This is a genomic window from Mesorhizobium sp. B2-1-8 (assembly GCF_006442545.2).
GTDB lineage: Bacteria > Pseudomonadota > Alphaproteobacteria > Rhizobiales > Rhizobiaceae > Mesorhizobium.
The window spans coordinates 5,010,261-5,037,151 of sequence record NZ_CP083952.1 but is presented as its reverse complement, the minus strand read 5'-3'; the positions used below and the strand labels follow the sequence as shown (position 1 = coordinate 5,037,151).

At 61.8% G+C, this 26,891-nt stretch carries 25 protein-coding genes, 1 tRNA gene and 1 pseudogene; 15 read left to right on the top strand and 12 right to left on the bottom strand.

The window, feature by feature from the left end; genetic code table 11:
• Nucleotides 1-61: 61 nt before the first annotated feature.
• Nucleotides 62-2,362 (bottom strand): FdhF/YdeP family oxidoreductase, encoded by a 2,301-nt coding sequence (locus FJ970_RS24830; protein WP_140764733.1) that lies wholly within the window; start codon nt 2,360-2,362, stop codon nt 62-64.
• Nucleotides 2,363-2,489: 127 nt separating this feature from the next.
• Between FJ970_RS24830 and FJ970_RS24825 the strand changes: the two genes are divergently transcribed.
• From FJ970_RS24825 to FJ970_RS24815, 3 genes are all read left to right on the top strand, one after another.
• A complete protein-coding gene (locus FJ970_RS24825; protein ID WP_227791902.1) occupies nt 2,490-2,711 on the top strand; it encodes a hypothetical protein in 222 nt (73 codons plus the stop codon).
• 74 nt (nt 2,712-2,785) lie between these two features.
• Nucleotides 2,786-3,286 carry a diguanylate cyclase gene (locus FJ970_RS24820; RefSeq protein WP_224597725.1) on the top strand — a complete coding sequence of 167 codons (501 nt, stop codon included), beginning with the start codon at nt 2,786-2,788 and terminating at the stop codon, nt 3,284-3,286.
• Between the two features lie 158 nt (nt 3,287-3,444).
• Nucleotides 3,445-3,672, top strand: a complete 228-nt coding sequence (locus FJ970_RS24815) for a hypothetical protein (RefSeq protein WP_181178809.1) — start codon at nt 3,445-3,447, stop codon at nt 3,670-3,672.
• 992 nt (nt 3,673-4,664) lie between these two features.
• Here the strand turns inward: FJ970_RS24815 and FJ970_RS24810 are convergent.
• Nucleotides 4,665-4,868 (bottom strand): CsbD family protein, encoded by a 204-nt coding sequence (locus FJ970_RS24810; RefSeq protein WP_140764736.1) that lies wholly within the window; start codon nt 4,866-4,868, stop codon nt 4,665-4,667.
• Between the two features lie 600 nt (nt 4,869-5,468).
• Here FJ970_RS24810 and FJ970_RS24805 point away from each other — a divergent pair.
• Nucleotides 5,469-5,651, top strand: coding sequence for a hypothetical protein (locus tag FJ970_RS24805; RefSeq protein WP_140764739.1), 183 nt, complete (start codon nt 5,469-5,471; stop codon nt 5,649-5,651).
• Nucleotides 5,652-6,032: 381 nt separating this feature from the next.
• Here the strand turns inward: FJ970_RS24805 and FJ970_RS24800 are convergent, their stop codons facing one another.
• Nucleotides 6,033-6,554 carry a ferritin-like domain-containing protein gene (locus FJ970_RS24800; protein WP_140764742.1) on the bottom strand — a complete coding sequence of 174 codons (522 nt, stop codon included), beginning with the start codon at nt 6,552-6,554 and terminating at the stop codon, nt 6,033-6,035.
• An 820-nt stretch (nt 6,555-7,374) separates the two neighbouring features.
• Here FJ970_RS24800 and FJ970_RS24795 point away from each other — a divergent pair.
• From FJ970_RS24795 to FJ970_RS24780, 4 genes and pseudogenes are all read left to right on the top strand, one after another.
• Entirely contained in the window at nt 7,375-8,277 is a 903-nt protein-coding gene (locus FJ970_RS24795; protein WP_140764745.1) for a hypothetical protein, read from the top strand.
• Between the two features lie 266 nt (nt 8,278-8,543).
• The gene (locus FJ970_RS24790; RefSeq protein ID WP_265336195.1) at nt 8,544-9,023 is read left to right on the top strand and encodes a divalent metal cation transporter; all 480 of its coding nucleotides are present in this window, start codon (nt 8,544-8,546) and stop codon (nt 9,021-9,023) included.
• Nucleotides 9,024-9,084: 61 nt separating this feature from the next.
• Nucleotides 9,085-9,443: pseudogene (locus tag FJ970_RS24785) on the top strand (hypothetical protein).
• Between the two features lie 2 nt (nt 9,444-9,445).
• Nucleotides 9,446-9,715 (top strand): hypothetical protein, encoded by a 270-nt coding sequence (locus FJ970_RS24780; protein ID WP_227791900.1) that lies wholly within the window; start codon nt 9,446-9,448, stop codon nt 9,713-9,715.
• Between the two features lie 27 nt (nt 9,716-9,742).
• On the opposite strand, the gene FJ970_RS24775 is transcribed toward FJ970_RS24780, so the two are convergent.
• Together FJ970_RS24775 and FJ970_RS24770 are read right to left on the bottom strand one after the other, a co-directional pair.
• The gene (locus tag FJ970_RS24775; RefSeq protein WP_140764748.1) at nt 9,743-10,069 is read right to left on the bottom strand and encodes a hypothetical protein; all 327 of its coding nucleotides are present in this window, start codon (nt 10,067-10,069) and stop codon (nt 9,743-9,745) included.
• A 62-nt stretch (nt 10,070-10,131) separates the two neighbouring features.
• Nucleotides 10,132-10,290, bottom strand: a complete 159-nt coding sequence (locus tag FJ970_RS24770; protein ID WP_415752050.1) for a DUF982 domain-containing protein — start codon at nt 10,288-10,290, stop codon at nt 10,132-10,134.
• 356 nt (nt 10,291-10,646) lie between these two features.
• On the opposite strand from FJ970_RS24770, the gene FJ970_RS24765 reads away from it, so the two are divergent.
• The 3 genes from FJ970_RS24765 (at nt 10,647) to FJ970_RS24755 (ending at nt 13,121) form a co-directional block, all read left to right on the top strand.
• Nucleotides 10,647-11,387, top strand: a complete 741-nt coding sequence (locus FJ970_RS24765; protein WP_140764753.1) for a DUF4142 domain-containing protein — start codon at nt 10,647-10,649, stop codon at nt 11,385-11,387.
• Between the two features lie 21 nt (nt 11,388-11,408).
• Nucleotides 11,409-12,011 carry a general stress protein gene (locus FJ970_RS24760; RefSeq protein WP_140764756.1) on the top strand — a complete coding sequence of 201 codons (603 nt, stop codon included), beginning with the start codon at nt 11,409-11,411 and terminating at the stop codon, nt 12,009-12,011.
• Between the two features lie 447 nt (nt 12,012-12,458).
• The gene (locus tag FJ970_RS24755) at nt 12,459-13,121 is read left to right on the top strand and encodes a hypothetical protein (RefSeq protein ID WP_181178810.1); all 663 of its coding nucleotides are present in this window, start codon (nt 12,459-12,461) and stop codon (nt 13,119-13,121) included.
• A gap of 73 nt (nt 13,122-13,194) precedes the next feature.
• Here FJ970_RS24755 and FJ970_RS24750 read toward each other — a convergent pair.
• A tRNA-Pro gene (locus FJ970_RS24750) sits at nt 13,195-13,271 on the bottom strand.
• Nucleotides 13,272-13,469: 198 nt separating this feature from the next.
• Here FJ970_RS24750 and FJ970_RS24745 point away from each other — a divergent pair.
• Complete coding sequence (locus tag FJ970_RS24745) at nt 13,470-14,990, top strand: phosphomannomutase/phosphoglucomutase (protein WP_227791898.1); 1,521 nt, start codon at nt 13,470-13,472, stop codon at nt 14,988-14,990.
• Nucleotides 14,991-15,008: 18 nt separating this feature from the next.
• On the opposite strand, the gene FJ970_RS24740 is transcribed toward FJ970_RS24745, so the two are convergent.
• Entirely contained in the window at nt 15,009-15,896 is an 888-nt protein-coding gene (locus tag FJ970_RS24740; RefSeq protein ID WP_140762821.1) for an NmrA/HSCARG family protein, read from the bottom strand.
• A 113-nt stretch (nt 15,897-16,009) separates the two neighbouring features.
• Between FJ970_RS24740 and FJ970_RS24735 the strand changes: the two genes are divergently transcribed.
• Nucleotides 16,010-16,909 (top strand): LysR family transcriptional regulator, encoded by a 900-nt coding sequence (locus tag FJ970_RS24735; protein ID WP_140762824.1) that lies wholly within the window; start codon nt 16,010-16,012, stop codon nt 16,907-16,909.
• A 51-nt stretch (nt 16,910-16,960) separates the two neighbouring features.
• Entirely contained in the window at nt 16,961-19,195 is a 2,235-nt protein-coding gene (locus FJ970_RS24730; protein ID WP_140762827.1) for a mannose-1-phosphate guanylyltransferase/mannose-6-phosphate isomerase, read from the top strand.
• Nucleotides 19,196-19,201: 6 nt separating this feature from the next.
• Here the strand turns inward: FJ970_RS24730 and betB are convergent, their stop codons facing one another.
• From betB to betI, 5 genes are all read right to left on the bottom strand, one after another.
• Complete coding sequence (gene betB, locus FJ970_RS24725) at nt 19,202-20,665, bottom strand: betaine-aldehyde dehydrogenase (protein WP_140762830.1); 1,464 nt, start codon at nt 20,663-20,665, stop codon at nt 19,202-19,204.
• Nucleotides 20,666-20,736: 71 nt separating this feature from the next.
• On the bottom strand, nt 20,737-22,389 hold the full coding sequence (gene betA, locus FJ970_RS24720) for a choline dehydrogenase (RefSeq protein ID WP_140762832.1): 1,653 nt from the start codon (nt 22,387-22,389) through the stop codon (nt 20,737-20,739).
• Between the two features lie 3 nt (nt 22,390-22,392).
• Nucleotides 22,393-23,403, bottom strand: coding sequence for a threonine/serine dehydratase (locus FJ970_RS24715; RefSeq protein WP_181178755.1), 1,011 nt, complete (start codon nt 23,401-23,403; stop codon nt 22,393-22,395).
• Nucleotides 23,400-24,929, bottom strand: coding sequence for a choline-sulfatase (gene betC / locus FJ970_RS24710; protein ID WP_140762839.1), 1,530 nt, complete (start codon nt 24,927-24,929; stop codon nt 23,400-23,402). The genes FJ970_RS24715 and betC overlap by 4 nt, the downstream gene beginning before the upstream one ends.
• Entirely contained in the window at nt 24,926-25,516 is a 591-nt protein-coding gene (betI, locus tag FJ970_RS24705; protein ID WP_140762842.1) for a choline-responsive transcriptional repressor BetI, read from the bottom strand. Before betI ends, betC begins: the two co-directional genes overlap by 4 nt.
• Before the next feature lie 198 nt (nt 25,517-25,714).
• On the opposite strand from betI, the gene FJ970_RS24700 reads away from it, so the two are divergent.
• A complete protein-coding gene (locus FJ970_RS24700) occupies nt 25,715-26,881 on the top strand; it encodes an acetyl-CoA acetyltransferase (protein WP_140762845.1) in 1,167 nt (388 codons plus the stop codon).
• Nucleotides 26,882-26,891: the final 10 nt, after the last annotated feature.

Below are 26,891 nucleotides of genomic sequence, written 5' to 3'. Positions count from 1 at the left end.
GCCGCCAGCCAAAATGGTGGGCGAGGTGGAAAGGGGATGCCCCTCTGGTCTCGGTCATATATCAGCCGATAATTCTTACCGGGACCGACTTCGCGGCCGGCACGTGAGCCTTCTTGGCGCGATGCCAGAGCGGCACCAGGGGATTGAGCTCTGGATAATAGCCGGCGCAGTTGCCTTGAGGCACGGAATAAGGTGTCACGCGCAAGCCACGCACGCGCCGCTCCACGCCGTCATCTGCATGGGTTTCGAGATCGACCTGCTGCCCCGCGCTCAACCCGAACCGCTGGATGTCGGCCTCGTTCATCAGCAAGACCATGCGTGTGCCATGGATGCCGCGCAGCCTGTCATCATAACCGTAGACGGTTGTGTTGAACTGGTCATTGGAACGCACCGTCATCAGCGTCAGGACCTTGCGCCCCGATATATCGATGTCGGGGTTCGTCTCGAGCGTCGTCGGCAGCTTGAAATTGGCCTTCTTATTCGGCGTCTCCCAAACTCGTTTCGATGCCTTGATGTCGCGATGAAAGCCTCCAGGCGCCAGGAACCGTTTGTTGAACTGGCGAAAATGTTGGGGGAAGCAGCGCTCGATCTCGTCGCGAATGCGCGAGTAGTCGGCAACCCACTCGTCCCAAGGGATTGAACTCGAGCCCGGCACGGTGGCCTTGGCCAGCTCGGCGACGATCTTCGGCTCTGAAAGCAGATTTGGCGAAGCTGGCGGGCGTGATCCAAACGAGCCATGGATACAGGCGGTGGAATCCTCCATGGAAACGGTTTGATCGCCGCTTGCCTGCCGGTCTCTCTCCAGCCGCGACAGGCAGGGCAACAGATAAGTTACCGCCCCAGGGATGAGATGACTGCGGTTGAGTTTGGTCGCGATTTCGACATGCAGGCCTAATCGCCGCCAAGCCTTCTCGACCAGGCCGGTTTCGGGCACGGCGCGCACGAAATTGCCGCCTAGGCCGACAAAGCCCTTCACCGAGCCAGCAATGACACCTTCGCAGGTCTCGACCGTATCGAGGCCCTTTTCACGCGGAGGCTCGAAAGCATAGAATTCGGCGAATTTGTCGAGCGGAACGAGCTCAGGCTTTTCAGATATGCCGACGGTGCGCTGGCCCTGGACGTTGGAGTGACCACGTAGCGGCGAAATGCCGGCGCCGGGTTTTCCCATGTTGCCGCGCATCAGCAGCAGGTTGCACAGCATCTGGACGTTCTCGGTGCCGTGCCTGTGCTGCGTCAGACCCATCCCATAATTGCCGATCACCGCATTGGAGCGGCCGTAGACTTCTGCCACATGCTCCAGATCCGCTCGCGCGATGCCCGACCGTGTGACGATGTCGTCCCACTTGGCAGCGCGTAAATAGGCTTCGAAATCAGCAAAACCGTGCGTGTGTTCAGCGACGAACTCGACATCGAGGACGCGCAAATTTCCATTCTCCCGAGCCGCGTCGTCGAGTGCCAGCACCGCCTTGGCAATCCCGGTCATCGCTGCAATGTCGCCGCCGCTGCGGACCTGGAAGAAGTCGCTGGACATCTTGGTGCCGGGGCTTGGCGACAACATTTCGACGGGGTCCTGCGGATTCTTGAAACGCCTAAGCCCTCGCTCCGGCAAGGGGTTGAATGTGAACACCGGCACGTCACGCTGGCGAGCCTCCTGCAGCGGGTGCAACAGCCGCGGCGCCGTCACGCCGGTGTTGTGGCCGAAGAAGAACATCATGTCGCATTTGGAAAAGTCTTCGAGCTGCACGGTCCCAACCGGCGAGCCGATCGACTCGGGAAGCCCGACCGAGGTTGATTCGTGACACATGTTGGAAGAGTCGGGCAGATTCGACGAACCGTAGATGCGGGCGAAGAGCTGATACATGAACGAAGCTTCGAGCGAGGCCCGGCCCGATGTGTAGAAGACGACCGACTTCGGATCGAGCCGCCGAAGTTCCATGCCGATCTCGGCAAAGGCTTCATCCCAGGAGATCGGCTCATAGCGGTCGTTGACAGCGTTGTAGCGCAGCGGATCGGTGAGCCTGCCTTGCTTTTCCAGGTCGCGATCCGGCCAATCGAGCAGTTCGGTGACCGAATGTCGTGCGAAGAAGTCGGGGCCGCAGCGCAGCTTCGTCTGATCCCACATGGTGGCCTTGGCGCCATTTTCGCAAAACTCGAAGGGTCGCGGCTCCGCTGGCTTGGCCCATGAGCAGGAAACGCACATGTAGCCGTCCGCCTTGTTCTGCTTGAGCAGCGTGCTCCATATCCCAGACATCAGCAGGCCTTCGCCATATGCCTTGCGGATCAGGGAGGACAGGGATCCCCACCCGCCCGTCGGGTGGTCGTATTTCTTGATTTCGACACGATCGGTAACGGCGGGTTTCATCGCGGGTCGTCCTTGCGAAAGCCATTACCAAACCTCGCCCCTGCTTGATTGTTCCCGAAACGAACGTCGCTGGTGCAATCTGGCCGCCCTCAATCCTCGCTTGCCAGGCCAGTAAGGGAGCAGCGCGATGGAGCGACGCAACGCGGTAATTTCGCTGGTGATAGCCGCCGTCATTATCGTCGGATTCCTGATCGGCTTTCATTACGTTGATATGGGCTGGCGCACCTCGCCCCTGAAACGAGCGCCTGAGCAGAACCAGGAGGGTAACGCTCCGGCGGATACCTCACCGGCCGCGGCATCCAGAAAAATCCCAAGGAAAATACAGAAATGCCGGGGCAGCAGTGATTGACGGCTTTCTAGCAACAGCAGCTTGGCTCAGCAGGGACGCTATCTTTCATATGAACTCAGACGAGAGGGCGTTGTGTGTCAGATCCCTCCGTTCTGATCCTGATGTATTTTCTTCTCCCCGTCTGGTTGGTCGCCGGTTTTGCCGACTGGCTCTGCCATCGCGCGTCGCATATCGAGTCGACCGCGGGCGCCAAGGAATCGCTGATCCATCTCGTGATGTTCGCCGAGGTCGGCGTGCCACTGCTTGCCGCCATGTTCCTCGATGTGAACGCCCTCGTCGTAGCCGTCATGATCGTCACCTTCTTCATTCACGAGGCGACGGCGATCTGGGATGTGCGCTACGCCACAACGGCGCGCACCGTAAATGGGGCTGGTCAGCGTCGTCTCCCTCCATTGGGGACGTTGCTTGCACTGTTCGGGACAGGACGGCAAACCGCACGCTTTGATCTTGCCTGGAGATCGCAGCCGCTGCCGGTGACTTATATCGTCTGCGTGATGGTCGTGATCCTGCTTTTCGAATTGCTGCCTTATCTGGAAGAATTCGTCAGGGGTTCCGTGCCAATGCCGGCAGGCTGACCCGCCGAAAGCCGGACGACACGACCCGGGCCAGACGACATTGCGGTGACGCGCCTATCGGAAACGACGTCTGCAACCGTCTGGGCGCGTCCTGCGCGGAACATCTCCGCTTTGCTGGCCATTATCAGAGGGTGAGAGCACGGACATGGAGTGTGCTGATGGGCATCCTTTCCGATCTGGACAAGAAGCTGACCGACAACATGTATGAGCATGGCAGCGAGCTTACCGATGCCGTTGCGGATCTGCCGCGGGCGATCGTCGAAACCGTCGACCGGCTGATGCCCTTCATTCAGCCGGAAGCGCGCGAGGCGGTAAGATGTCAGGTTCTCGGCCTAATCCACGAATACAGGATCGAGAATCCCGCAGGCGCGAGCGAGCAGGGTTGAACGAACCGGCATGGTCTATCGAATGAGGCTCGGGTCGGCTGACATTGCTCCCTTTGCCACGTTCCATTTCTCGCCATCCGCGCCCGCGCGGCGTTCGATTGACCGGCATGCGGCGCACTCCAGATCAACTTATGATTTGCTTCGGTCGTGGGGAGACTGTTCTTGTGGCGCATCAAGTGCCGGCTTTGGCCTTCGGTGGCGCGTCATCTAAGGCTGGATTAGATTACCGGTGGCCGTTGGTCTGGGCGTTTCGACGGGATGCTCGTGTTCAGGTCCGGTCGAGCAACGATCACGAACGGCGGCCTCGGCCGCGCATCGTCCTGGATTTTCAGCGCAGCATGCTACCAGCCAGGAACACCACGGCCGCCACCAAACGACGGCTGCAATGAACAAAAGCGGCCAATTGCTGCCGGGCCGCGGTTCGGTTCGCACAATGCTTCTGCTAGGATAGTGCTATCTGGTCTCGCTTCGGCGGGCCCACGCCATGCTTCGTGCCTGCTGCGTGATAGATGAGTCCATGTGATGGAAGCAGTTCAACCGCGGCCTGGCTCCGCTGCCCCAATGGCCGTCCGGCGCCCAGTAATTGTAGACACCCCAACAAGCATTGCCCGTGCGCCGCGCAATTCGCTTGGAGCGCTATTTTCCTCAGTGCAGCTGTCGCGACGGTCCTAATCGCCGAACTAGCGAACGAGTACGACTTCCATCTCAGCTGCACGGTACGACTGAATGGAGGCGCAAAGTCGCCATGCGATAGGCCAGGACCGGGCTTCTTCTCCCGATCTGGCACTCTTTAACGCCAAGTTGGAAGGATGAGATCGGGTGGTGGTGCATGGTATACCAGGCAGCGAAGCTTGAGGCACAGGCGACGTGAATGGGAGATACCGCAATGAAGGACAAAGCTGGTCGCGACTGCCTTTGCCCGGCTACCCAAATTCTCGTTTTTTTGGTGCCGCAGCCCGGACTGAAGGCTGCGGCTCCCTCGCTCCCGCACGCTACCAGCCCTGGCGGGCATACCATTCGTCGATATCGCGACGAACTCGATCCTTCTCGATACCGTAGCGCTCCTGGATCTTGCCTTCTAGCTGGTCGCGCTTGCCGCCGATGCGGTCGAGATCGTCATCGGTAAGCTTGCCCCACTGCTCCTTGACCTTGCCCTTAACCTGCTTCCAGTTCCCTTCCACGCGGTTCCAATCCATGCTCGGAAGTCTCCTTGTTGAACACGAGGGCAAACGGCCGCAGGGCGCAGATGTTCCGGTGCAGAGTGAACTGCCGCTGGTTTTATTTTTGGAACATTTCTGAGCTTGCGATTTGGGAATGAGACGGCGGGCAGTCCCCGCACCCTCGCAAAAGGCGGCTTGCGGGACCGGGTTCCAGAGCCAGCACCGGGCCCCTTGGCTGTTCCCGCCGCGGCGGAGCCTAGGATTGAAGCTTGTACCTCAAAAATCCATCGTCTCTGTTGGTACCGCGGTGTCTCGAGTTTGCCGGCTTCAGTCCGCAGGGCGCCAGACGATCCTATTCTGAGAATCTGAGACTCGAAGCCTGCCGATCCGCAAGTGTTCTGATCTGAGGCGGCTCGTCCCAAGCAAATGCTGACACCTTCGATGTCGGGTAAACGTTTCGCTTGTAGGAGCGATTTTGTTGGTCGTGTCCCATCAAGCGGTGTAGCTGGCGGTTACGAAGCCGCTCGCGAGCGCGCCGTTAGTAGCGCTGTAGCGAGTGAGCGGGGTGTCGGTGGTCATCGGCGTTTTCCGGTAGGGTTTGGTTGTGGATCCAACCCCATTTCGGAAGGACCACCGATGACCGACGACATGATGAACCTGCGCACGCTCGTGGAGAAGACCCCGGATGCCGATCTGCTGCGCGAGATGATCGGCTTTGCCGCCGAGCGGAAGCGCCCCGGCCGTGACAAGCCTGCCGCATCCAAGCTTCCATTGCGGCTTGCAGGGCGCGGCGCATCTAGTCCGAGATGCAGGCCGTGAGCCGCCGTGGCTGTTGGCTGACATGGGACCTTCCGTCCTGACACTAATGCGCAAACTGTCGTGTTACGATCTGATGGCGCTAGGTCACCGATCTGACGGTTCTCAAAACAGATGAGGAGAGTTGCTACGTCCAGAATCAATCCCCGCGCCTTGCTCTTTCACCCCGGCAGCGCAGTCGTCGCCTTGCCGGTCGTGGCAACTGCACTCGGCACAGGGCCGCCGGGCCAAGACCCAGAACGGTCCAATCAATTGCGAATGCTGATTAATGTGCACAAGGCAGCATACTAGTCCTTAGGTGAAAACCGCGGCCTCGGTCGGGAGCCCGAGGCCGCATCGCCAGTTGCCCTTTTTGGCACGCGAACCGAGAGTATGCGAGGCGCCTCAGGCGGCCGCCTGCAAGGCCCGCTCGTTCGCGCCGCTTTCGCCCAGCTTAGTAAGGGTTTCGTCGGTGGCGGATTCTTCCTTGAGGGTCTGGCGCAGCAAGGGCAGCGCATCCTTCAGGCCCAGTTGCTCCGCCCACGCAATCAGCGTGCCGTAGCGCGCCATTTCATAGTGCTCGACCGACTGGGCAGCCGCCACGAGGCCCGCGTCGAGTGCCGGCTCGTTCTTGTATTCCTCGAGGATTTCCGAACCCTCTTCGATGATCCCGTCGATTGCGGGACACGTCTTGCCCCGGGCCTGCTTGCCTAGCATTTCAAAAACTTGCTCGAGCCGGTCGACCTGACCTTCCGTCTCGGTGCGATGCTTTTCGAAGGCTGCGCTCACCTCTTCCGATTGCGCCGCCTTGGCCATCTTCGGCAGCGTCTTTAGAATTTTCTTTTCCGCATAGTAGATGTCTTTCAGGCCATCCACGAACAGGCTTTCCAGGCCGTTCGCAGCGCCGAACGAACTGTTCTTCACCATCAATGTCTCTCCTTCGGTTGGCTTGCTGTTCCAAACAGAACGGCGTTCGCCCAGTGTTCAAAGTTAGCGAAATTCGAGGAAGGCGTTTCGACTTCCTCGAGCAACCAGAACCGACAGAGTCAAGCGACGTTCCCGGCGAAATATTTTGTGATCTTCTACTCGACGAGGCACGGGGTCGGGCTGGGATGGTGATCACTTCGGGGGCGCTTGCCGCCGCGTGAAAAGATTTGGTCTATCATGGTGAGCGCGGCACTTGGCCCGGCAGGGACCAGAAGATCCTGGGCGGCGACCTTCCGAGATGCGGCAAACGCAATTGCCAGACGGCATATGCCGTCATGCGTCGTCGACCCGCCGACCAAATGCGCTAGCTGTAACGGGAAAATAGGGCAATTCACCGAAACCGGCTGTCTCGGACGGTGTATGATCGTCGGCAGCCTGATGACGCTGCTGGTCTCGCAGGTCTGATGGCGGAAAGGCTGAGTTGCCGCCTCATTCCTGGAACCCTTGGACTTGGGTCCGATCTCCTTCTAGCGAGGTGGAACCAACGTGCCGTCTTAAAGTTGGACGCCGATCGGCCGCGCTCCTGGGCGGGGACGGGAAACGAATGCAATGGGAGGCGCCAGATCAGCTGAACGAACCTTGTCTATTCTGTCCTTGATCTGGGTGACTAGACCTTTGGAACGAAAGCCGGTTCCGGGAATTGGTATTCGTCTCGACAATACAGGAGGTTGCCATGGGACGCGGTATATTGCTTTGACTGCTGGGAGTTCCAATCCCGATAATCATTCTGCTCATGCTGTTCGCACGCTAGGAGCGTCAGATGAACCCCGTAATTGCTGACATTGAAGTTTCCGGCTCAAGGGAGTCGTCGTCATCCGCCGTGAGCTGGGCCCCGATCATTGCGGGTGCTTTTGCTGCGTCGACGCTGACGATAATCCTGATGCTGATCGGCTCGGGACTGGGACTGACGATGATTTCACCCTGGACCGGCGCAAGCGCGTCGGTCACCACTTTCGCGGTTTCGGCCGCCGTATGGCTGGTCGTCGTACAATGGCTGTCGGCCGGGTTAGGCGGTTATCTTGCCGGCCGCCTGCGCACAAAATGGGTCGGCGTTCACGATGATGAAGTCTACTTTCGCGATACCGCGCACGGCTTCCTTGCCTGGGCCTTAGCAACGCTGCTGGTTGCGGGGGTCTTCGGCTCGGCTTTATCGGCAACAGTCGGGGCGGGTGTGCAGGCCACGTCCAACGTCGTCTCGGGCATGGCTGCGGGCGCTACTTCCGCCGTCACGAATGCCGCGGGCGGCGCGGGTGACAATGACAGCTTGGGCTACTTCGTCGATGCGCTGTTCCGGCCAGCCAATAGCGGAACCGCCGCTCCTGCTGGCCAGAACGATGCCGGCGCGACCGCCCAGGCGACCCACATCCTTGTCGCGAGCGCTTCCAGGGGAGGGGTATCGGCCGACGACAAGACTTATCTTGCGAAACTGGTCGCATCCCGCACCGGGCTTTCGGAGGCCGATGCCGCAAAGCGCGTAGGCACGGTTCTCGCAGGAATAGAAGACGCCAAGAACAAGGCGAAGGCCGCCGCGGACACTGCCCGAAAGGCAAGCGCCACTTTTGCGCTGGTCGGCGCCCTTTCGATGATCGTGGGTGCTTTCATCGCCGGCGTTGCCGCGGCACTTGGCGGCAATCAGCGCGATGAAGACGCGGCCCGCCACTGACCGCCAGCTGCCTTGCTGGGTTGCCTGATCAAATTCGCCCGTCGGCTTGCCGGCGGGCGCTCGTCTTTGGTGGAACGTGGTAGTCGAAATCAAGGTCGGCTGGTTGAGAGTCTCCGCCTGAGCGAACGTGCTGTGGTGATGTAAGTTGGCCAGCCTCGGCGCCTCGATATCGCCATACCTGTTCATGTTCTTATTCCTCCGGGGCAATCGAGGACCAGTGGAACAAGAGCTATCTCCGTGCCAATCGGGCCATAGCGGGACTGGGGATGGCGTTCTGGGGGACCGTTTCGGTAGGCGTGCTGATCGTGGCCGCCCTCATGCTGGCGACGCACGGCTTCGACCAGGTGGAGGACTATCACCAGTTGCCGTTGATGCTGATCCCAGTATTCGGCTTGTGGGGTTTCGTCCTGCTCATAGCCTCTCTCGCCTTTGCCTGCCTCGGCGCTGCTCTCGAAGTCGGGCTGCAGCAGGCTTACCTCGTGGCTCAAGGTTTTGGCTGGACGTGGGGCGAGGATCGCAAGCCGCGCGACAACCCAGGGTTCAGCGCGGTGTACACGGTATCGTTGTTTCTTGCCGCTATCCCCATCATGCTTGGTCTCGATCCGCTGAGGCTCACCATCTTTTCCATGGCGCTGACGGCGGCCAGCTTGCCGATGACCGTGGTTCCACTGCTGTTTCTGCTGAACGACGCTATGTCGGCGCGCATCGCAACGGTATTTTCTCCAATGCCGCGGTCATCTTCATGATCGCGCTCGGCTTTGTGCTGGCTGTGGTGACGATTCCGCTGCAGATATTCGGAGGCACATGATGAAATTGCTGCGTGATCTCCTGGACAAGCAGGTGGTTGACCGCGAACAGGTCAAGGCAAGATCGATGGGCTGGTGGTGGCGGAGTTGCGGCAGGGCAAGCCGCCAAGGATCGTTGCGATCGAACTTGGCTCCATCACTTTGGCGCGCCGCCTCGGCGCAGGACCCGGGCGGTGGATGGCGCAACTCGCGGCAAAGCTGGGCGGAAAGCGCCATGGCGAGCCGCATCGGATCGCCTGGCACAAGGTGAAGGATATCGGTATCGATATCGAGTTCGATGTGGATGTGCGTCAGACGTCGATCTTCGCCTGGCAGGACTGGCTGCGCGATCATGTCATCGGACGCATCCCGGGAGCTTGATGATGACCAACGTCAATCTCGAACATCTAGCTGGGCGATGCGTTCTATCGCAACGAGGCAAGAGCATCGGCTACATCGAGGAAATCTGCGCCGAACGGGATGACGACGATTTCGTCGCGTGGCGGTGCTCGATCTGTTTCGGCTGCGCCGCCGTGATGGTCTGTACCGCATCCCTTGGGACAAGCTCGACATCCGACCCGGCGCGCCCGCGGCTGCTGTGCCCGATGACCGAAGTCTCTGGCATGAAGAGCGCACCCGATCTTCGCGAATAGGTCATCGCCGCGCATCGTCGTGAATTTTCAGCGCAGCATGCTCGCGGCCAGAAAAACCGCGGCTGCGACCAAAACGACAGCTGCTATGACCAAGAGCGGCCAGTTGCCGCGAGGCCGCAGTTCCGGTTCGCCTTCGATCGGCCGCATCGCATTGGCGAAGCTGGCGTCGTTCTCGAATTTTGGCCGGGAACGTGGCGGCTCTGCTTCAGCTACCGGATTTTGTGTGTCGGCCGCCTCGGCGTCGGTTTCCAGCGGGGCAATGGCGGGATCGAATCCCGGCGTTTTGTCCTGCGTCGCTCCCGCCTGAATCTCTCCTCTGGCAGAGGCAGGAGTAGGATTTGACATCTTCGCCATGACCTCTCTCTTTCCAATTTCCAACCGAACTCTGCCAAATCCGCGGCGGAGGTTTGCAATGCCTAGATTTGCTCAAGCAGGATCCTGGCGTCCTTGGCCGCAACGATGAACGCCTGTCTCGCGACCTTTGGATCTTTTTCGCCACGCATCACGGCGAGGCACGCCCTGATCGCGGCAAGACACATTTCGGATGTCGGCTTTGGCCAGTCCCGCAGCAGCACTTCAGCGGCATCGGACACGGAGACGACAACCCTGTCTCGTTCAATTCGGCCCGGTTGAATGACGACCGTTTTTCTGAAACGGCCTGTAAGCACCTGCCCCTCCGAGACCTGCCCCTGTCACTTTACGAAGCCTGCCGAAGGAGACGGCGTCGCGCAAACCGCTCCCAACTCCGCGACCGTCGATTTGTTCCCGCGCACCCCGCGTTTGGAATGGCGGCGCCTGGAAACCGCTTGCCTCCACGGCGGTCTTTGGCGCCGCCTGGTCCGCCATCGTGTCATCTGGACGCGGGGAACAAAGCGCATTTTGGCTTGTTAGGAACGCAGCGAAAATTCGCTCACTGACAAGGATAAAGCCGATGAAAACACGACACCTTCTTGCCGCCTTCGCCACTGCGTCCGTTGTTCTCGCAATGCCTGCCTTCGCTGCCGACAGCGCCCAGGATTTTGTCGACAAAGCTGCCGTCGGCGGCAAGTTCGAGGTCGATTCGAGCCAGATTGCCCTGGGCAAGACCCAGGACCAGCGCATCAAGGATTTTGCTCAGATGATGATCCGTGACCACGGCGCCGCCAACGCCAAGCTGGAAGCGGTCGCCAACCAACAAAAATTGAAAGTACCGGCAGCGCTCGACGCCCAGCACCAAGCGGATCTGGACAAGCTCAAGAACGCGCAGCAGCCGATCGATCCACTGTATGTCGACATGCAGCGCAAGGCGCATGACGACGCAGTCAAGCTGTTTGAAGATTATGCCAGCGGTGGTGACAACGCGGCACTCAAGACTTTCGCCCAGCAGACGGTCGGTACGCTGAAGATGCACCAGCAGACGATCGAAAAGATCGCCGCCGCGCAAGATGACATCACCGGAGCGACAACGCCGGCGGTGAAGACCGACAATACTCCGAACGCCGCCGCTCTCGTACCGGGCGCAAACAGCTTCACCGAAGCCCAGGCCAAGAGCCGTATCGAGAATGCGGGATATAAAAACGTGTCGAAGCTTACCAAGGACAACCAGGGCATCTGGCGCGGTCAGGCCTCCAAAGGAGGCGAAAACCTCAACGTTGGGGTCGATTACCAGGGCAACGTCCTTGCAAGCAAGTGAGCATGGATCAGGAGAAATCACATGAAAACGGTAACCGGACTTTTCGACAATTATGACGACGCAGCCGATGCGGTCGGCGAGCTCGAGGCGACGGGCGTTCCGCATTCCAATATCAGCATCGTCGCCAATAACTCGGATGACTGGTACGACACAAACCGTTCCGAGGCCGCCGAAGATGCGGGCAGCGGTGCGGGAATCGGAGCTGTGGTCGGCGGTGCCGGGGGCCTGCTCACGGGGCTTGGCGTCATGGCCATCCCTGGTGTTGGCCCGGTGGTCGCGGCCGGATGGCTCGCCGCCACCGCCGTGGGAGCGGTGGCCGGTGCCGTCGCCGGTGGGGCGGCCGGCGGCATCATCGGCGCCCTGACGGACTCGGGCGTGCCCGAGCGCGATGCACACGTGTATGCGGAAGGTGTACGCCGCGGCGGCACCCTGGTGACGGCCAAGGTGCAGGACGAGCTCGTGCCGAACGCCGAGGAGATCTTGGGTCAGTCCCGATCGGTCGACCTGACTGAACGCCGCAGGATGTACGAGGCCGACGGCTGGACCGGCTTCGACGTCAATGCAGGCGAATACGTGCCAGGCGAGATCGACCGCGACCGGGGACGCGCAATCAATCGACGCTGAAACCGAATCCGCGGACGAGGTCGGGAAACTGGACCTGATCCTGCTGCGGCACCGAATGTAGCCCTCGATCCTGCTTCGTTATGACGGAGCGCTACGATCGAACCCATCTCGACGGAATCGGGTTGGGTTCGATCTCACTTGTGGGGAGCCGTAGGCACGGCGAAGAGGTAGGCGTGAGCCTCTGCCTTTTTCTGCCTTCTGCGGAATCGGCCCTGCACGATCCTTCAGTGACGGAACGGACGGGCCGCCCGCAATAGATGTCATTAAATCAGCTTTGCCGCTCTTAAATGCGTACATCACTGGGGATGCCGATTTCATGGCGGAATTTCCACTTATCACCGACATCCATATTTCCAAGCCCGGCTCTTTTGCAACCAAAACATTGCGGACACGTTTGTCTTACGGTCCGCAACCAGGAGGAGGATGCCGTGAACGGAATAATCTATCTTGTCGGCCTCGTGGTGGTCGTTTTGTTCATTCTGTCACTTTTTGGACTTCGGTAAGATCATGGCCAAAATAGCCCCGACGGAAAGCGTTGCAGTGACCCCAAAAGGGGCTACATCGTCCTATCTTGAATGGGGAGGCATATTCGGCGGGGGTGTCATTGCTTGCGCCACTTCAGTGGTTCTTTTGCAATTCGGGTCAAGTGCTGGTTTGGGGCTGGGTTCTCCAACTCTTCCCAACGGGGGCGCCTCTTGGAATGTGCTCGTGGCCGGGCTGTGGGTAGTTATCGTCGCCATAGCAAGTTCCGCAGCCGGCGGTTATGTAGCTGGACGAATGCGCACGCGCTGGGAAGATAGCAACCAAAGCGAAAGCGAATTCCGCGATGGCATACACGGCATCGCAGTCTGGGCTCTAGCGACACTCGGAGCAGCGTTTTTCTTGGCGATCATTGCTGGCCACGGCGCGGCCGCCATAGCCAATCCCGCTGTCAACGAAAGCACGATGCGCCTTTCAGCCCATATAGCTGCCATATTTGGCTTTGCGACTGCTGCAGGCTCCGCGCTTGGCGCTGCGGCAGCATGGTTTGCAGCGATTTCCGGGGGTGAACACCGCGATGAGGGAATCGCTTTTCACCACGTCGTGCCGGTGTTGTTGCGCAAGCGCTAGGCCGCGGCATCTGTTTCTGTGGGGATATCTGTGGGGTAGCGGAAATGCCGTGTTGCTAACCCATTGTTTTGACTGGTCGGAGTGGCAGGATTTGAACCTGCGACCCCCTCGTCCCGAACGAGGTGCGCTACCAGGCTGCGCTACACTCCGTGACCAGACGCGGGCTTATAGCTGCCACACTTCGTTCCTGCAAGCGGCATTGGCAGCACTTCTGTCGCATTTCGTGCGCTTTCGTCGGGCAGTGCCGGAAAGCCCGGATTTCCATCTGGGATAAACGCGGCTTAAAGCCTTGTGTGCTAAGCCGCTGCGTCGATAGATTGTGTTTCTGCAGCCTGGAGCTCTGCTGTCTTGCCCCCAAAAATCGTTGGTGAAGCATGGCCCAACAGCTTCGAATTCGAAACCGCGGCGCTGATCAAGGCATCCGGTTTTCGGGAATACGATGCGCGCTGGTGGTTCGGCCATCCCGGTTCGACGGTGCCGCCCGAACTTAACCTGATCGGCGTTCAGGCGCTGGGTATGGGGCTGGGCACGATGATCCGCCGTCTCGGCGTTGGACCCGACATCGTCACCGGACATGATTTCCGTTCCTATTCGCTTGGCATCAAGCTGGCATTGGTTTCCGGACTGATGGCGGCCGGCGCACGGGTGAAGGATATCGGCCTGGCGCTGTCGCCGATGGCCTATTTCGCGCAGTTCGCACTGGAGACGCAGTCGGTGGCGATGGTCACTGCCTCGCACAACGAAAATGGCTGGACCGGCGTCAAGATGGGTGCGGCGCGGCCGCTGACCTTCGGGCCCGAGGAGATGAGCGCGCTGAAGGCGATCGTGCTGGCCGGCGATTTCGACCTTACAGGCGGCGGCTCCTATGATTTCGTCCGCGATTTTCGCGCCACCTATCTCGACGACCTGACCATGGGCAAGCGCTTAACACGAAAGCTCAAAGTGGTTGCCGCTTGCGGCAATGGCACTGCCGGCGCCTTTGCACCTGACGCGCTGGAACGGATCGGCTGCGAAGTGATCCCGCTTGATGTCGAGCTTGATCATACGTTTCCAAACTACAATCCCAATCCGGAAGACATGCAGATGCTGCATGCCATCAGGGACAAGGTGCTGGAGACAGGGGCCGATGTTGGGCTGGGCTTCGATGGCGACGGCGACCGCTGCGGTGTCGTCGACAATGAAGGCAACGAGATCTTCGCCGACAAGGTCGGCGTCATGCTCGCGCGGGATATTTCGCGGCTCCATCCGGGTTCGACCTTTGTCGTCGACGTCAAGTCGACCGGACTGTTCAACACCGACGCGGTGCTGCGCGCCAATGGCGCGGCTACCGACTACTGGAAGACCGGCCATTCCTACATCAAGCGCCGCGTTGCCGAACTCGGCGCGGTCGCCGGCTTCGAAAAGTCAGGCCATTTCTTCTTCAACCCTCCGATCGGGCGCGGTTATGACGACGGGTTGGTCACGGCAATCGCCATCTGCCAGATGCTGGACCGCAACCCGGCCAGTTCGATGGCCGATCTCTACCGTGCGCTGCCGCTCACCTTCGGCACGCCCACCATGTCTCCGCACTGCGCGGACGAGGTGAAGTACGGCGTCGTCGAACGGGTGGTCTCCGATTTTCAGGCGATGAAGCGGGACGGTGCCAGTTTCGCTGGCCAGAAGATCGCGGACCTCGTCACCGTCAATGGCGTGCGCGTCGTTGCCGAGGACGGCACCTGGGGTCTGGTGCGCGCCTCGTCGAACAAGCCGGAACTGGTCGTGGTCGTCGAAAGCCCGGTCTCGTCCGAGCGTCGCCGGCAGATGTTCGATGCCGTCGACGCCGTGCTGCGCCGCAGTCCGGAAGTCGGCGCCTATAACCAGACTTTCTAGTTCAGCGTTCTGGCTAGTTCAGCGTTCCAGCGCTTTGGTCGTCAGAACGCTCCAGTCGAACGCGCGCGCCCAGTCGGCAAAGCCGTGCCAGCGCACCTCCGGAAATTCCCTGTGCAAGCTGGCGATGTCGACGTCGTAGCCGACGCGGTCGAACCATTCGAACATCAGCGCAGCGTCCTCGCTTTGCTGACGAGCAACCGCGATCGGTATTTCCTGATAGCGGATCGGATGGCCGATGGCGCCGGACAGGATTGCGGCCTGTTCTTCGCCCGACAATTCGTCGCCGGCGAAATCGAAGCGCTTGCCGAATACCCGTTCCCGCCGCTCGGCGAGGGCGGCCACGAAAGCGCCGATATCCGCCAGGGCGACCAGTTGAAGCACCCGCTTGGGCGGCATCGCGAAGGCATGGATGCCTTGGTTGAGCGCACCGATCGACCACGGCGCAACGGCATTCTCCATGAAGGCCACCGGCGCGCTGATCGAATAGGGAACGCCGAGCTGCTCGATATACCGCTCGACCAGATATTTGCTTTCGAAATGCGGGATGCCTGTCTTCTTGTCGGCGTCGGCAACGGAGGAATAGATCAGGTGTCCGACGCCGGCGGTCTTCGCAGCATCGGCGGCAAGGATCCCCAGACGGGTCTCCTCCTCGAGGCCGGCTTCATAGCTGTTGCCCATCAGGAACATGGTGTCGACGCCTTTTGCGGCGCTCACGACCGAGCCCGCGTCAGCGAGATCGCCGGCCACCATCTCGGCGCCGGCCGACGCCAGTTGCCGCGCGCCCTCGCTGTCCGGCCTGCGCGTCAGTCCCTTGACGCGATGGCCCCGGGCCAACAGCGCACGCGCAACCGCGCCACCTTGCTGGCCCGTGGCGCCGGTCACAAGAACGCTACGTTTGCTGGTCATTTCGTCTGCTCCTTCTTCTCTGTCTGACTTGTTTGTCCGGAGCAAAATTACGCCCTGTCCGATTGATGCATAATTGCCTATAATTGGAAAACGTTGTTCCACTTGTGAGCACAATGGTTGATCTCAATGATGTCGTCGTGTTTGCTCGCGTCGTCGAAGCCGGCAGCTTCACCGCCGCAGCACGCCTGCTCGCCATGCCGAAGACGACGGTCAGCCGCCGTGTCGCCGCGCTGGAACGCGAGGTCGGCGTGCGCCTGCTGCAGCGCACGACACGCAGCCTCAACCTGACGGATGCCGGGCGGTCCTATTATGAGCAGAGCAGCCAAGGGTTGCGGGCGATAGAGGAGGCGAATCTGCGTCTCGCGGAGGCGAGGGCAGAACCGTCGGGCACCATCCGCGTTTCGGCCCCAGTAGGTTTTGGCAGCTACTTCCTCATCCGCGCCGTGGTCGACTTTCTGGAGTTGTATCCAAAGACCAATGTCGAGCTTCGCCTCACCGACGACAAGCTCAACCTGGTCGAGGACGGCATCGACCTTGCCTTCCGCACCGGCACCCTCCAGGATTCGACGCTGATCGCCCGCAAGCTCGGCGCCACGCGCAGGCTGCTCTGCGCCAGCCCCGACTATCTCACACGATACGGAATGCCGGAAAGTCCGGCGGATCTAGCGCGCCATCGATGCGTCATCGCGGGTCCATCGGCGTCAGTTGCCCACTGGGTGCTGGATGGACCACAAGGCCAGGAGACGGCCGTGGTTGCGGGGCGCTTCGCCGCCAATGAAATGCAGGCGGTGGTTGCGGCCGCGCTCGCGGGCTTCGGCATCGCACAATTGCCCCAGGCGATGGCCGAAGGGTTGATCGATCAGGGGCGCCTGCAGCGCGTTCTCGATGACTACACGACACCGGCCGGCGGACTGCATGTCCTCTATCCGAGCAGCCGCCACCTTTCGCCCTTGGTCAAGGCCTTTATCGAACTGGCGGCCGAGCGGATTTCCAATCGGGCAAATACCGCTTAAAGGGCGTCTGTGCTACCCAATCGACCTCCAATTCCCGAGCGCGAGACCTGAATGACCGAGCGGATCGTCAGTTTTGTCATGAGCGGCGGCGTCGGTTCCCGGCTATGGCCGCTGTCGCGTGAGGACAATCCCAAGCAGTTCCACGATCTGTCGGGCGATGGCTCCATGCTGGCCAAGACCTTGCGCCGCCTGACGGCGAGAGCGGCTGGCGAGACGCCGATCTTCCTGATCGCTTCGGAGCGTCACGCCGATCGTGTCCATGCCGACTTGGCCGGTCTCGATCTTGCCGGTGGCGGTCCCCTGTTCGAGCCGGCGGGACGCAACACCGCCGCCGCCGTCGCGCTGGCGACCTTGCGCACTTTGTCGGAATTCGGAGACAGCCTGGTGCTGGTGGTGCCCTCGGACCATGAAATAGCGACGGCAGGGCAATTCTGGCAAAGTATCGAAGCGGGATCTGAGGCGGCGCGCGCCGGCCGCCTGGTGGTGTTCGGCATCAAGCCGACCCAGCCGGAAACCGGTTATGGCTATATTGAGGTATCGGCCGAGAAGGGCGGTGTGTTCGACGTTTCGCGTTTCGTCGAGAAGCCCGACCTTGCGACGGCCAATGACTATCTCAAGGCGGGAAATTTTTACTGGAACACCGGCATCTTCCTGTTTCGGGCAGGTGCCATGCGCGACGCCTTCGAGGCCTTCCAGCCCGATATCTGGCACGCCACCGAAGCGGCCTACAGGGCGGCGACATCGGACCTGTCCGGCCTCTATATGCCGCTGGAGCTCTACACGGCCATCCCATCGAACTCGATCGACTATGCCATCATGGAGCGGGCAAAAGACATTGCCATGGTGCCGGCCGGCTTTCGCTGGAACGATCTCGGCTCCTGGCAATCGCTCCTCGATGTCGGTCCCGCCGACGGCCAGGGCAATGTCATCGTCGGTGATGTCGTCGCCATCGATTGCGAGAATTCCTATATCCGCAGCGACGGCCGCCTGCTGTCGGCGATCGGCATGAAGGACGTTGCCATCGTCTCGACCTCGGATGCCACTTTCGTCGCCCCGGTCAGTCACAGCCAGCACGTCAAGAAGATCGTCGAACAACTCGAAAAATCGGGACGGCTGGAAACCAGATTCACGCCGGCGCATGACCGCGTCATCGAAAGCGGCGCCTGGCGGCGGCGCGTGCATCACTGGCTGTTTCAGGAGACCTTGCCTCTATGGTCGACATCAGGCGTCGACGAGCGCCACGGCGGCTTCCATGAGGCGCTTGGCTTCGACGGCTCCCCGCTGTTGAAGCCGAAGCGCATGCGTACCCAGGCCAGGCAGGTTTATGCTTTCGCGGTGGCCAAGGGCCACGGCTGGACCGGCCCGGCCGACCGGCTGATCGCGCATGGCATCGACTTCATGGCGGGGCAGGGCCGCACCGAACGAGGCGGTTGGGTGCGCACACTGAATGTCGATGGCTCCGTCGCCGACCCGGTCGAGGACGCCTACGATCATGCCTGCATCCTGCTGGCATTGGCGCATGCGCATATGTCGGGCAATGCCGATGCCTTGCGGCTCGGCGAAGAAACCTTCGCCTTCCTCGATGCGCATCTGGAGGACAGCCGCATGACCGGCTTCCTCGAGACATCGAGCGGGGCTGGCGAGCGGCGCTCCAACCCGCACATGCATCTGCTCGAAGCTTTCCTGGCCTGGTACCAGGCGACCGGCGAGCGCGCGCATCTGCGCCGTGCGGCGCGCATCATCGACCTCTTCCGCAGCCATTTCTTCGACCCTGAGAGCTGGACGCTCGGCGAGTATTTCGATGCCGAATGGAAACCGGTCTTGGGAGAGAAGGGGACCTGGACCGAACCTGGCCACCACTTCGAATGGGCATCGCTGCTGGTCGATTTCGCCGACCGCAGCGGCCAGGCCGAACTGAGTGTCTTTGCCCGAAAACTCTATGCCTCGGCGATCGCCAACGGCCTCAACCGTGCCACCGGCCTTGCCTATGGGGCAGTCTCGCGGCAGGGCCTGCCGCTCGACCTGATATCGCGCAGCTGGCCGCAGGCCGAGGCGCTCAAGGCGGCGATCGCACTGGATGGCTCGGGCGGCCCTGATCTGAAGCCGGAGATCGAGGCGCGCGTCGGCCGGCTGTTCCGCTGGCACATCGACCCGGCGCCGCTCGGTCTGTGGATCGACCGCATCGACGAGCGCGGCCGCTCGCTGGCATCGGACGTGCCGGCGAGCATTTTCTATCACCTGGTCTGTGCGCTGACCCAGTATCTGGATGGCACGACGGAGAAGTAGGCGGGATCAGTACGGACTGGCGACGTCCCCGGTCTCGACATAGATCGACTTCAGCTGCGAATAGAGCGCCAGTGCCGCCAGGGAGTTCTCGCGGCCGATGCCGGATTGCTTGACGCCGCCGAAGGGGATTTCCACCGGCGTCAGATTGTAGGCGTTGATCCAGCAGGTCCCAGCCTGCAACTCGGCGATGACGCGGTGGGCGCGCGGCAGGTCGCGTGTGAAGACGCCGGCGGCAAGGCCGAACTCGGTGTCGTTGGCGCGCTCGATCACCTCGTCCTCGCCATCGAATTTCAGCACGCTCATGACCGGGCCGAAAATCTCCTCGCGGGCGATCCGCATCGTGTCGGTGACGCCGGTGAACACCGTCGGCTCGACGAAGAAGCCGCCCTGGAAGCCCTGCAGCGACGGCACATTGCCGCCACAGGCCAGCGTCGCCCCATCCTGCTTGCCGGCCGCGATATAGCCGACGACCTTCTCGTGCTGTGACTTGGAGACCAATGGCCCCATCTGCGTTTCCGGATCGAGCGGATCGCCAATGCGGATTTTCTTGGTCCGTTCGACCAGCCGCTCGACAAAGCGGTCGTGAATCCCGCTCTGGACGAAGACGCGCGTGCCGTTGGAACAGATCTGGCCGGCCGAATAGAAGTTGCCGAGCATGGCGCCGCCAATGGCATTTTCGAGATCGGCATCGTCGAAGACGATCAGCGGCGACTTGCCGCCGAGTTCCATCGTCGCGTGCTTCATCTTGGACCCCGCCAGCGACAGCACCTTGCGCCCGGTCGGCACCGAGCCGGTCACCGAGACCTTGGCGACGACATCATGGCCGACAAGCCCGGCGCCGACATCGCCATAGCCTTGCACGACGTTGAACAGTCCGTCGGGCAGGCCGGCTTCCGAGTAGATCTCGGCCAGCGCCAGCGCCGAAAGCGGCGTGTTCTCCGATGGCTTGAAGACCATGGCGTTGCCCATGGCGAGCGCCGGCGCCGATTTCCAGCCGGCGATCTGGATCGGATAATTCCACGCGCCGATGCCGACGCAGACGCCAAGCGCCTCGCGGCGCGTGTAGGCGAAGGGCCCGCCGAGGTCGACAGCTTCGCCGTTGAAGACGGCGACCGCGCCGGCGAAATATTCGAGGCAATCGGCTGCCGAAGGGGCGTCCGCCACCAGCGTCTCCTGGATCGCCTTGCCGGTGTCGAGCGTCTCGATGCGGGCAAGATCGGCGTTGCGGGCGCGCAAGATGTCTGCGGCACGGCGTAGGACGCGGCCGCGCTCGACCGGTTTAAGTCGCGCCCAGGCCGGCTGTGCGGCGCGTGCGGCCTCGATGGCGAGTTCCAGCACGTTCGGCGTCGCCGAACGCAACATGGCGATGGTCTCGCCCGTGGCGGGATAGATGACCGGTAGCGGCGCGCCGCCTTCGTCCTCGATATAGCGTCCGTTGACATAGTGCGAAGCCGTGGGCTGGGCGCGCATGGGAAATCTCCAAATCATTTCGCCCCCACGCATCGGCTGTCGGGCGGCTCACTCTATCGGCGGATCATGGCCTATCTGTCAGACGCCTGCCAGCGCGGATTGATCCACGGTTCCTGGTTGGACGGCGCGAGCGGTGTGCGGCCAAGGATGTGATCGGATGCCTTCTCGCCGGTCATGATCGACGGCGCGTTGAGGTTGCCGTTGGTCACGCGCGGGAAGATCGAGGAGTCGGCGACCCGCAATCCGTCGACCCCGATGACCCGGCATTCCGGATCGACCACGCTCGATTGATCATCGGCGCGGCCCATTCGGCAGGTGCCGCAGGGGTGGTAGGCGCTTTCGGCATGGTCGCGAATGAACACATCGAGATCGTCGTCCGACTGGACATGGCTGCCCGGCGAGAGTTCCTGTCCGCGATAGGCATCGAAGGCCGACTGGCCGAAGATTTCGCGGGTCAGGCGGATGCAGTGGCGGAACTCCGCCCAGTCGTCCGGATGCGACATGTAGTTGAAGCGGATGACCGGCTTCGCTTTCGGATCGGGCGAGCGCAGCGTCACCGAGCCGCGCGACTTCGAGCGCATCGGCCCGACATGCGCCTGGAAGCCGTGCGACTTCGCCGCCGCCTTGCCGTCGTAGCGAACCGCCGCCGGGATGAAGTGGTACTGAATGTCGGGATAGTCGACGCCTGCCTGCGAGCGCACGAAGGCGGCGGCCTCGAAATGATTGGTGGCGCCAAGGCCCGATTTGAAGAACAGCCATTGCGCCCCGATCATCGCCTTGGAGAACGGGTTCAGCACTGAATTCAGCGTGATCGGTTTGGTCGCTTCCTGCTGGATGTAGAGCTCCAGATGATCCTGCAGGTTGCCGCCGACGCCGGGCCGGTCGGCCACGACGGCGATGCCGTTTTCGCGCAAATGCCCGCCCGGCCCGATACCGGACAGCATCAGGATCTTTGGCGAATTGATCGACGATGCCGCGACGATCACTTCACGTCGCGCCTTAACGACCTGAATCTGTTTGTGAGCTTCGATCTCGACGCCGATGGCGCGTTGATTCTCGATGATCACCCGGCGCGCAAAGCCTTTGACGAGACTCACGTTTTTGCGCCTGAGCGCCGGCTTCAGATAGGCTGATGCCGCCGACCAGCGGCGGCCACCCAGAATGGTCTGCTCCATCGGGCCGAAGCCTTCCTGCTTGGCGCCATTGTAGTCGTCGGTCAGTTCAAACCCTGCCTGGCGGCCCGCTTCGACGAAGGCGCCATAGAGCGGATTGCGGCGCGAGCCTCGCTGCACATGCAGCGGGCCGCCGTGCCCGCGCCAGCCATCCTCGCCGCCGTTCGAATCCTCCATGCGCTTGAAGTAGGGCAGCACGTCGGCGAAGGCCCAGCCGGCGGCGCCCTGTTCTGCCCAATGGTCGAAGTCGCGGGCGTGGCCGCGCACATAGACCATGCCGTTGATCGAGGATGAGCCGCCGATCACCTTGCCGCGCGGCGTCGCCAGCACGCGGCCGCCCAGATGCGGCTCCGGCTCGCTGGCGAAGCCCCAGTCGTAGAGGCTCATGTTGAGCGGGATCGACAGTGCCGACGGCATCTGGATCAGAGGTCCGAGATCGGTGCCGCCGAATTCGACGACGATGACCGAATGCTTGCCGTCTTCAGACAGGCGATAGGCCATGGCCGAGCCGGCGGAGCCGGAGCCGATGATGACGAAATCCGCTTCAAGCATGGTTCAAATGCGCCCATCGTTCATATGCGTGATGAAATCGGCGAGCGAAACGTTGCCGCCGGTTGCAACCACAAGGACGGTCTTGCCCTTCACATCGACCTTGCCGCCGAGCAGTGCCGCGAGTGATGCCGCGCCAGACGGCTCAAGCACCAGCTTCATCCGCTCGAAGGCGATCCGCATGGCGCCGCGCACCCACTGGTCGTCGACGGTGATGCCGCGAACGCCCGCGGTCTTGACCGCCGCGAACGGCGCGTCGCCCGGCCGTCGTGACATCAGCCCGTCGCAGATCGATTTCGGGCCGATCGGCATGGTCTCGATGCTGCCATGCGCCAGCGAGGAACCCATGCCGTTGAAGCCTTCGGGCTCGACGCCGATGATCTCGGTCGCCGGCGACAGATAATGGAAGGCGAGCGAAACGCCGCCGATCAGCCCACCGCCGCCGACCGAGCAAAACAAAAGATCAGCGCTGGCGTCCTTGGCGGACAATTGATCGAGCGCTTCGAGGCCGGCGCCCGCCTGGCCGGCGACGATCTCCGGATCGTCGAAAGGATGCAGCAGGGCCAGGCCTTCGGTCTCCGCGATCCCGCGCGCCTTGGCGGCGGCGACTTCCTCGCGGGCCCGATCGCCGTGATCGGTCAGCACGACGCGCGCGCCGTAGCCTGCGGTGGCGTCACGCTTGGCGGCCGGCGCATCGATTGGCATGACGATGGTCACCGGAATGCCGAGCGCCTGGCCGGCCGCGGCCAGCCCTTGCGCGAAATTGCCGGAGGAATAGGCGACGACGCCCTTCTTCGCCTCGTCGGGCGAAAGCCGCTTCAGCCGCCAATAGGCGCCGCGAACCTTGAACGATCCGGCCCATTGCAGCGATTCCGGCTTGATGAAGACGCGGGCCGCACCGGTTTCCTTGGCGAGCGCCGCCGATTCCAGCAATGGCGTGACCTGCGTCGCCTGGGAGGTGACGGCATAGGCCTTTCTGAGATGATCGAGGGAAGGGACGAGAAGGTCTGCCATCATTCGCCTCGCGGATACCTTTTGCTCTCTTCGAGATTGTCGAGGTTCATGTGATTGCGCATGTAGCGCTCGGACGCCTTCTGCAGCGGCTGGAAATCCCAGGGATAATAGGCGCCGTTGCGCAGCGCCGGATAGACGACCCAGCGGCGTGCCTGGCTCTCGCGCACGGCGGCGTCGAAGCCGGCCATGTCCCAACGCGACCGCACCTTTTCCATGAATGCCGCCACCAGGCTCGCATTGGCAGGGTCGTCGGCGAGATCGTCCCGCTCGAGCGGATCGGCCTCGAGATCGAACAATTGCGGCGGATCGAGTTCGCAATGGACGAATTTGTATCTGCCGTCACGGATTGCCACCAAGGGTGCATAGGAGCCTTCCGCGGCGTACTCGATCAATACCGGTGCCGTGCGCTGTCCGCCCTGGGTGAGCGGCAGCAGCGACTGGCCGTCGGTCCATGGCGCGATCGCCTCGATATCGATGCCGGCGAGGTCACAAAGCGTTGGTGCCACGTCGAGATTTGAGACCGGCGCCTCGATCAGCCCGGCACGAATGCCCTTGCCGGCAATCATCAACGGCACCCGCGCCGAGCCTTCGAAGAAGCTCATCTTGAACCACAGGCCCCGCTCGCCGAGCATGTCGCCGTGATCCGAACAGAACAGGATTATCGTGTCGTCGAGCATGCGCGTTCGCGTGAGGACGTCCAGGAGTTCGCCGACCTTGTCGTCGACATAGGAGATGTTGGCGAAATAGCCGCGCCGCGAACGACGCACCTGCTGGGGCGTGATGTCGAAAGAGGGATAGTCGCTGGCGTGGTACAGCCGCTGGGAATGGGTGTCCTGATCGTCATGCGCGATGAACCCGGTTTCCGGGTCCAGCGCTTGGCAATGCTCATAGAGATCCCAATACTGCTTTCGCGCGACATAGGGATCGTGCGGATGCGACAGCGAGACGGTAAGGCACCAGGGCCGATGGCTCGCATCATCCTGTTCGCGCGAAAGCTGATAGAGCTTCTGCGACGCGAGGAACACGACTTCGTCGTCATACTCCATCTGGTTGGTGGTTTCGGCGACGCCGGCGCCGGTCACCGAACCCAGATTGTGATACCACCACTCGATGCGCTCGCCGGGTTTGCGGTAGTCCGGCGTCCAGCCGAAATCCGCCGGATAGATGTCGGTGGTCAGCCGCTCCTCGAACCCATGCAACTGATCCGGTCCGACGAAATGCATTTTGCCCGACAGGCATGTGTAGTAGCCGGCGGCACGCAGATGATGGGCGAAGGTCGGGATCGACGAGGTGAATTCCGCCGCATTGTCATAGACACCGGTGCGTGACGGCAACTGGCCGCTCATGAACGAGGCACGGCCCGGTGCGCAGAGGGGCGAGGCGGTGTAGTTGTTGGCGAAGCGCGCCGAACGCGCGGCCAGCGCTTTCAGATGCGGTGTGTGCAGAAATTCCGCCGGGCCGTCCGGGAAAAAGGTCCCGTTGAGCTGGTCGACCATGATAATCAGGAAATTGGGTCGCTTCGCTGTCACTGTTTGTGCCGTCCGCCAAGTTTGGTTTCGAGATAATCCTCGACCAGCGCGATCGCGGTCGCGGCGTCGGGCACGCCATCCTTCAGCGCGCGCCTGATGTAGAGCCCGTCGATCATCGCCGCCGTCGCTTCCGCGGCGCGGTCGGCTTCGGTCCTGGGCAGGATGCCGGTCAATCCGCTCATCAGGTTCGAATGCAGCCGCCTTGCGTAGATTCTGAGCAGCCGGCGCAGCGAGGACGACTGCTGCGCCTCGACATAGAAGGCGAGCCATGCGGCGATGGTCTCCGCCTGGAACTGGATGTCGGAAAAGTTGACGGCGACCACGGCCGAGACGCGCTTGCGCGGGGAAGTGGCGGATTGAAGCGCGCGGCGCATGTCGGTGGTCAGTTCAGCCAGGATGTGCCGCATCGTCGCGAACAGCAGCTCATCCTTGGCGCCGAAATAGTGATGGGCAAGAGCTGAAGACACACCGGCGCGCCCGGCAATCTCGGACATGGTCACGTCAAGCGAGCCACGCTCGCCGATCGCCGAGATCGTCGCGTCGATGAGCGCCTTGCGGCGCAATGGCTCCATTCCGACTTTTGGCATGCTGTTTCCGATTTTGCGGGGAGATTATTTTTTATTGACGCGTCAATCAATAAAAAAATCGACGCTCGCGCGACCTCCACCAAGCGATTGTTGCATTGCGGCCCTTCACGGTCCGGGCAAGAATGTTTATATTTGAACAATAAAGGCGAAGCACGCCACGAGCCACGGGCGAGGCTGGCGCCAAGGATGGAGACCGCCATGACCGCATGCATCGTTGGCTGGGCGCATTCGCGCTTCGGCAAGCTCGAGGGTGAAACGCTCGAAAACCTGATCGTCAAGGTCGCGACGGACGCGCTCGATCATGCCGGCATCGGTCCGGACGAGGTCGACGAGATCGTGCTTGGCCATTTCAACGCCGGCTTTTCGCCGCAGGATTTCACGGCAAGTCTGGTGCTCCAGGCGGACGACCGGTTGCGCTTCAAGCCGGCCACGCGCGTCGAGAACGCCTGCGCCACCGGTTCGGCCGCCGTCCGGCAGGGCATTCGCGCCATCGACGCAAACGCCGCCCGGATCGTGCTGGTGGTCGGAGCCGAGCAGATGACGACGACGCCCGGGCCGGAAATCGGCAAGAACCTGCTCAAGGCGTCCTATCTGCCCGAGGACGGCGAGACGCCGGCCGGCTTTGCCGGCGTCTTCGGCAAGATCGCGCAGGCTTATTTTCAACGCTATGGCGACCAGTCGGATGCGCTCGCCATGATTGCCGCCAAGAACCACAAGAATGGCGTCGACAATCCCTATGCGCAGATGCGCAAGGATTTCGGCTATGAATTCTGCAGGCAGGAGAGCGAAAAGAACCCCTTCGTCGCCGGTCCGCTGAAGCGCACCGACTGCTCGCTGGTTTCCGACGGTGCCGCAGCCCTTATCCTTGCCGACACGGCAACGGCGCTGAAGATGCGCCGTGCCGTCGCCTTCCGCGCCAACGAGCATGTGCAGGATTTCCTGCCGATGTCGAAGCGCGACATCCTGACCTTCGAAGGTTGCGAACAGGCCTGGACCCGCGCGCTGAAGAATGCCGGCGTGACGCTCGATGATCTCTCCTTCGTCGAAACGCATGACTGCTTCACCATCGCCGAATTGATCGAATATGAGGCGATGGGGTTGGCGAAGCCCGGTGAGGGCGCCAAATTGGCGCTGGATGGCACGACGGCAAAGGACGGCCGCCTGCCGGTCAATCCCTCCGGTGGCCTGAAGGCCAAGGGCCATCCGATCGGCGCCACCGGCGTCTCCATGCATGTCTTGACCGCCATGCAGCTTGTCGGCGAAGCCGGCGGCATCCAGGTGCCGGGAGCGAAACTCGGCGGCATCTTCAACATGGGCGGTGCGGCTGTCGCCAACTACGTTTCCATTCTGGACCGGATCAGATAGACCGCCCGCA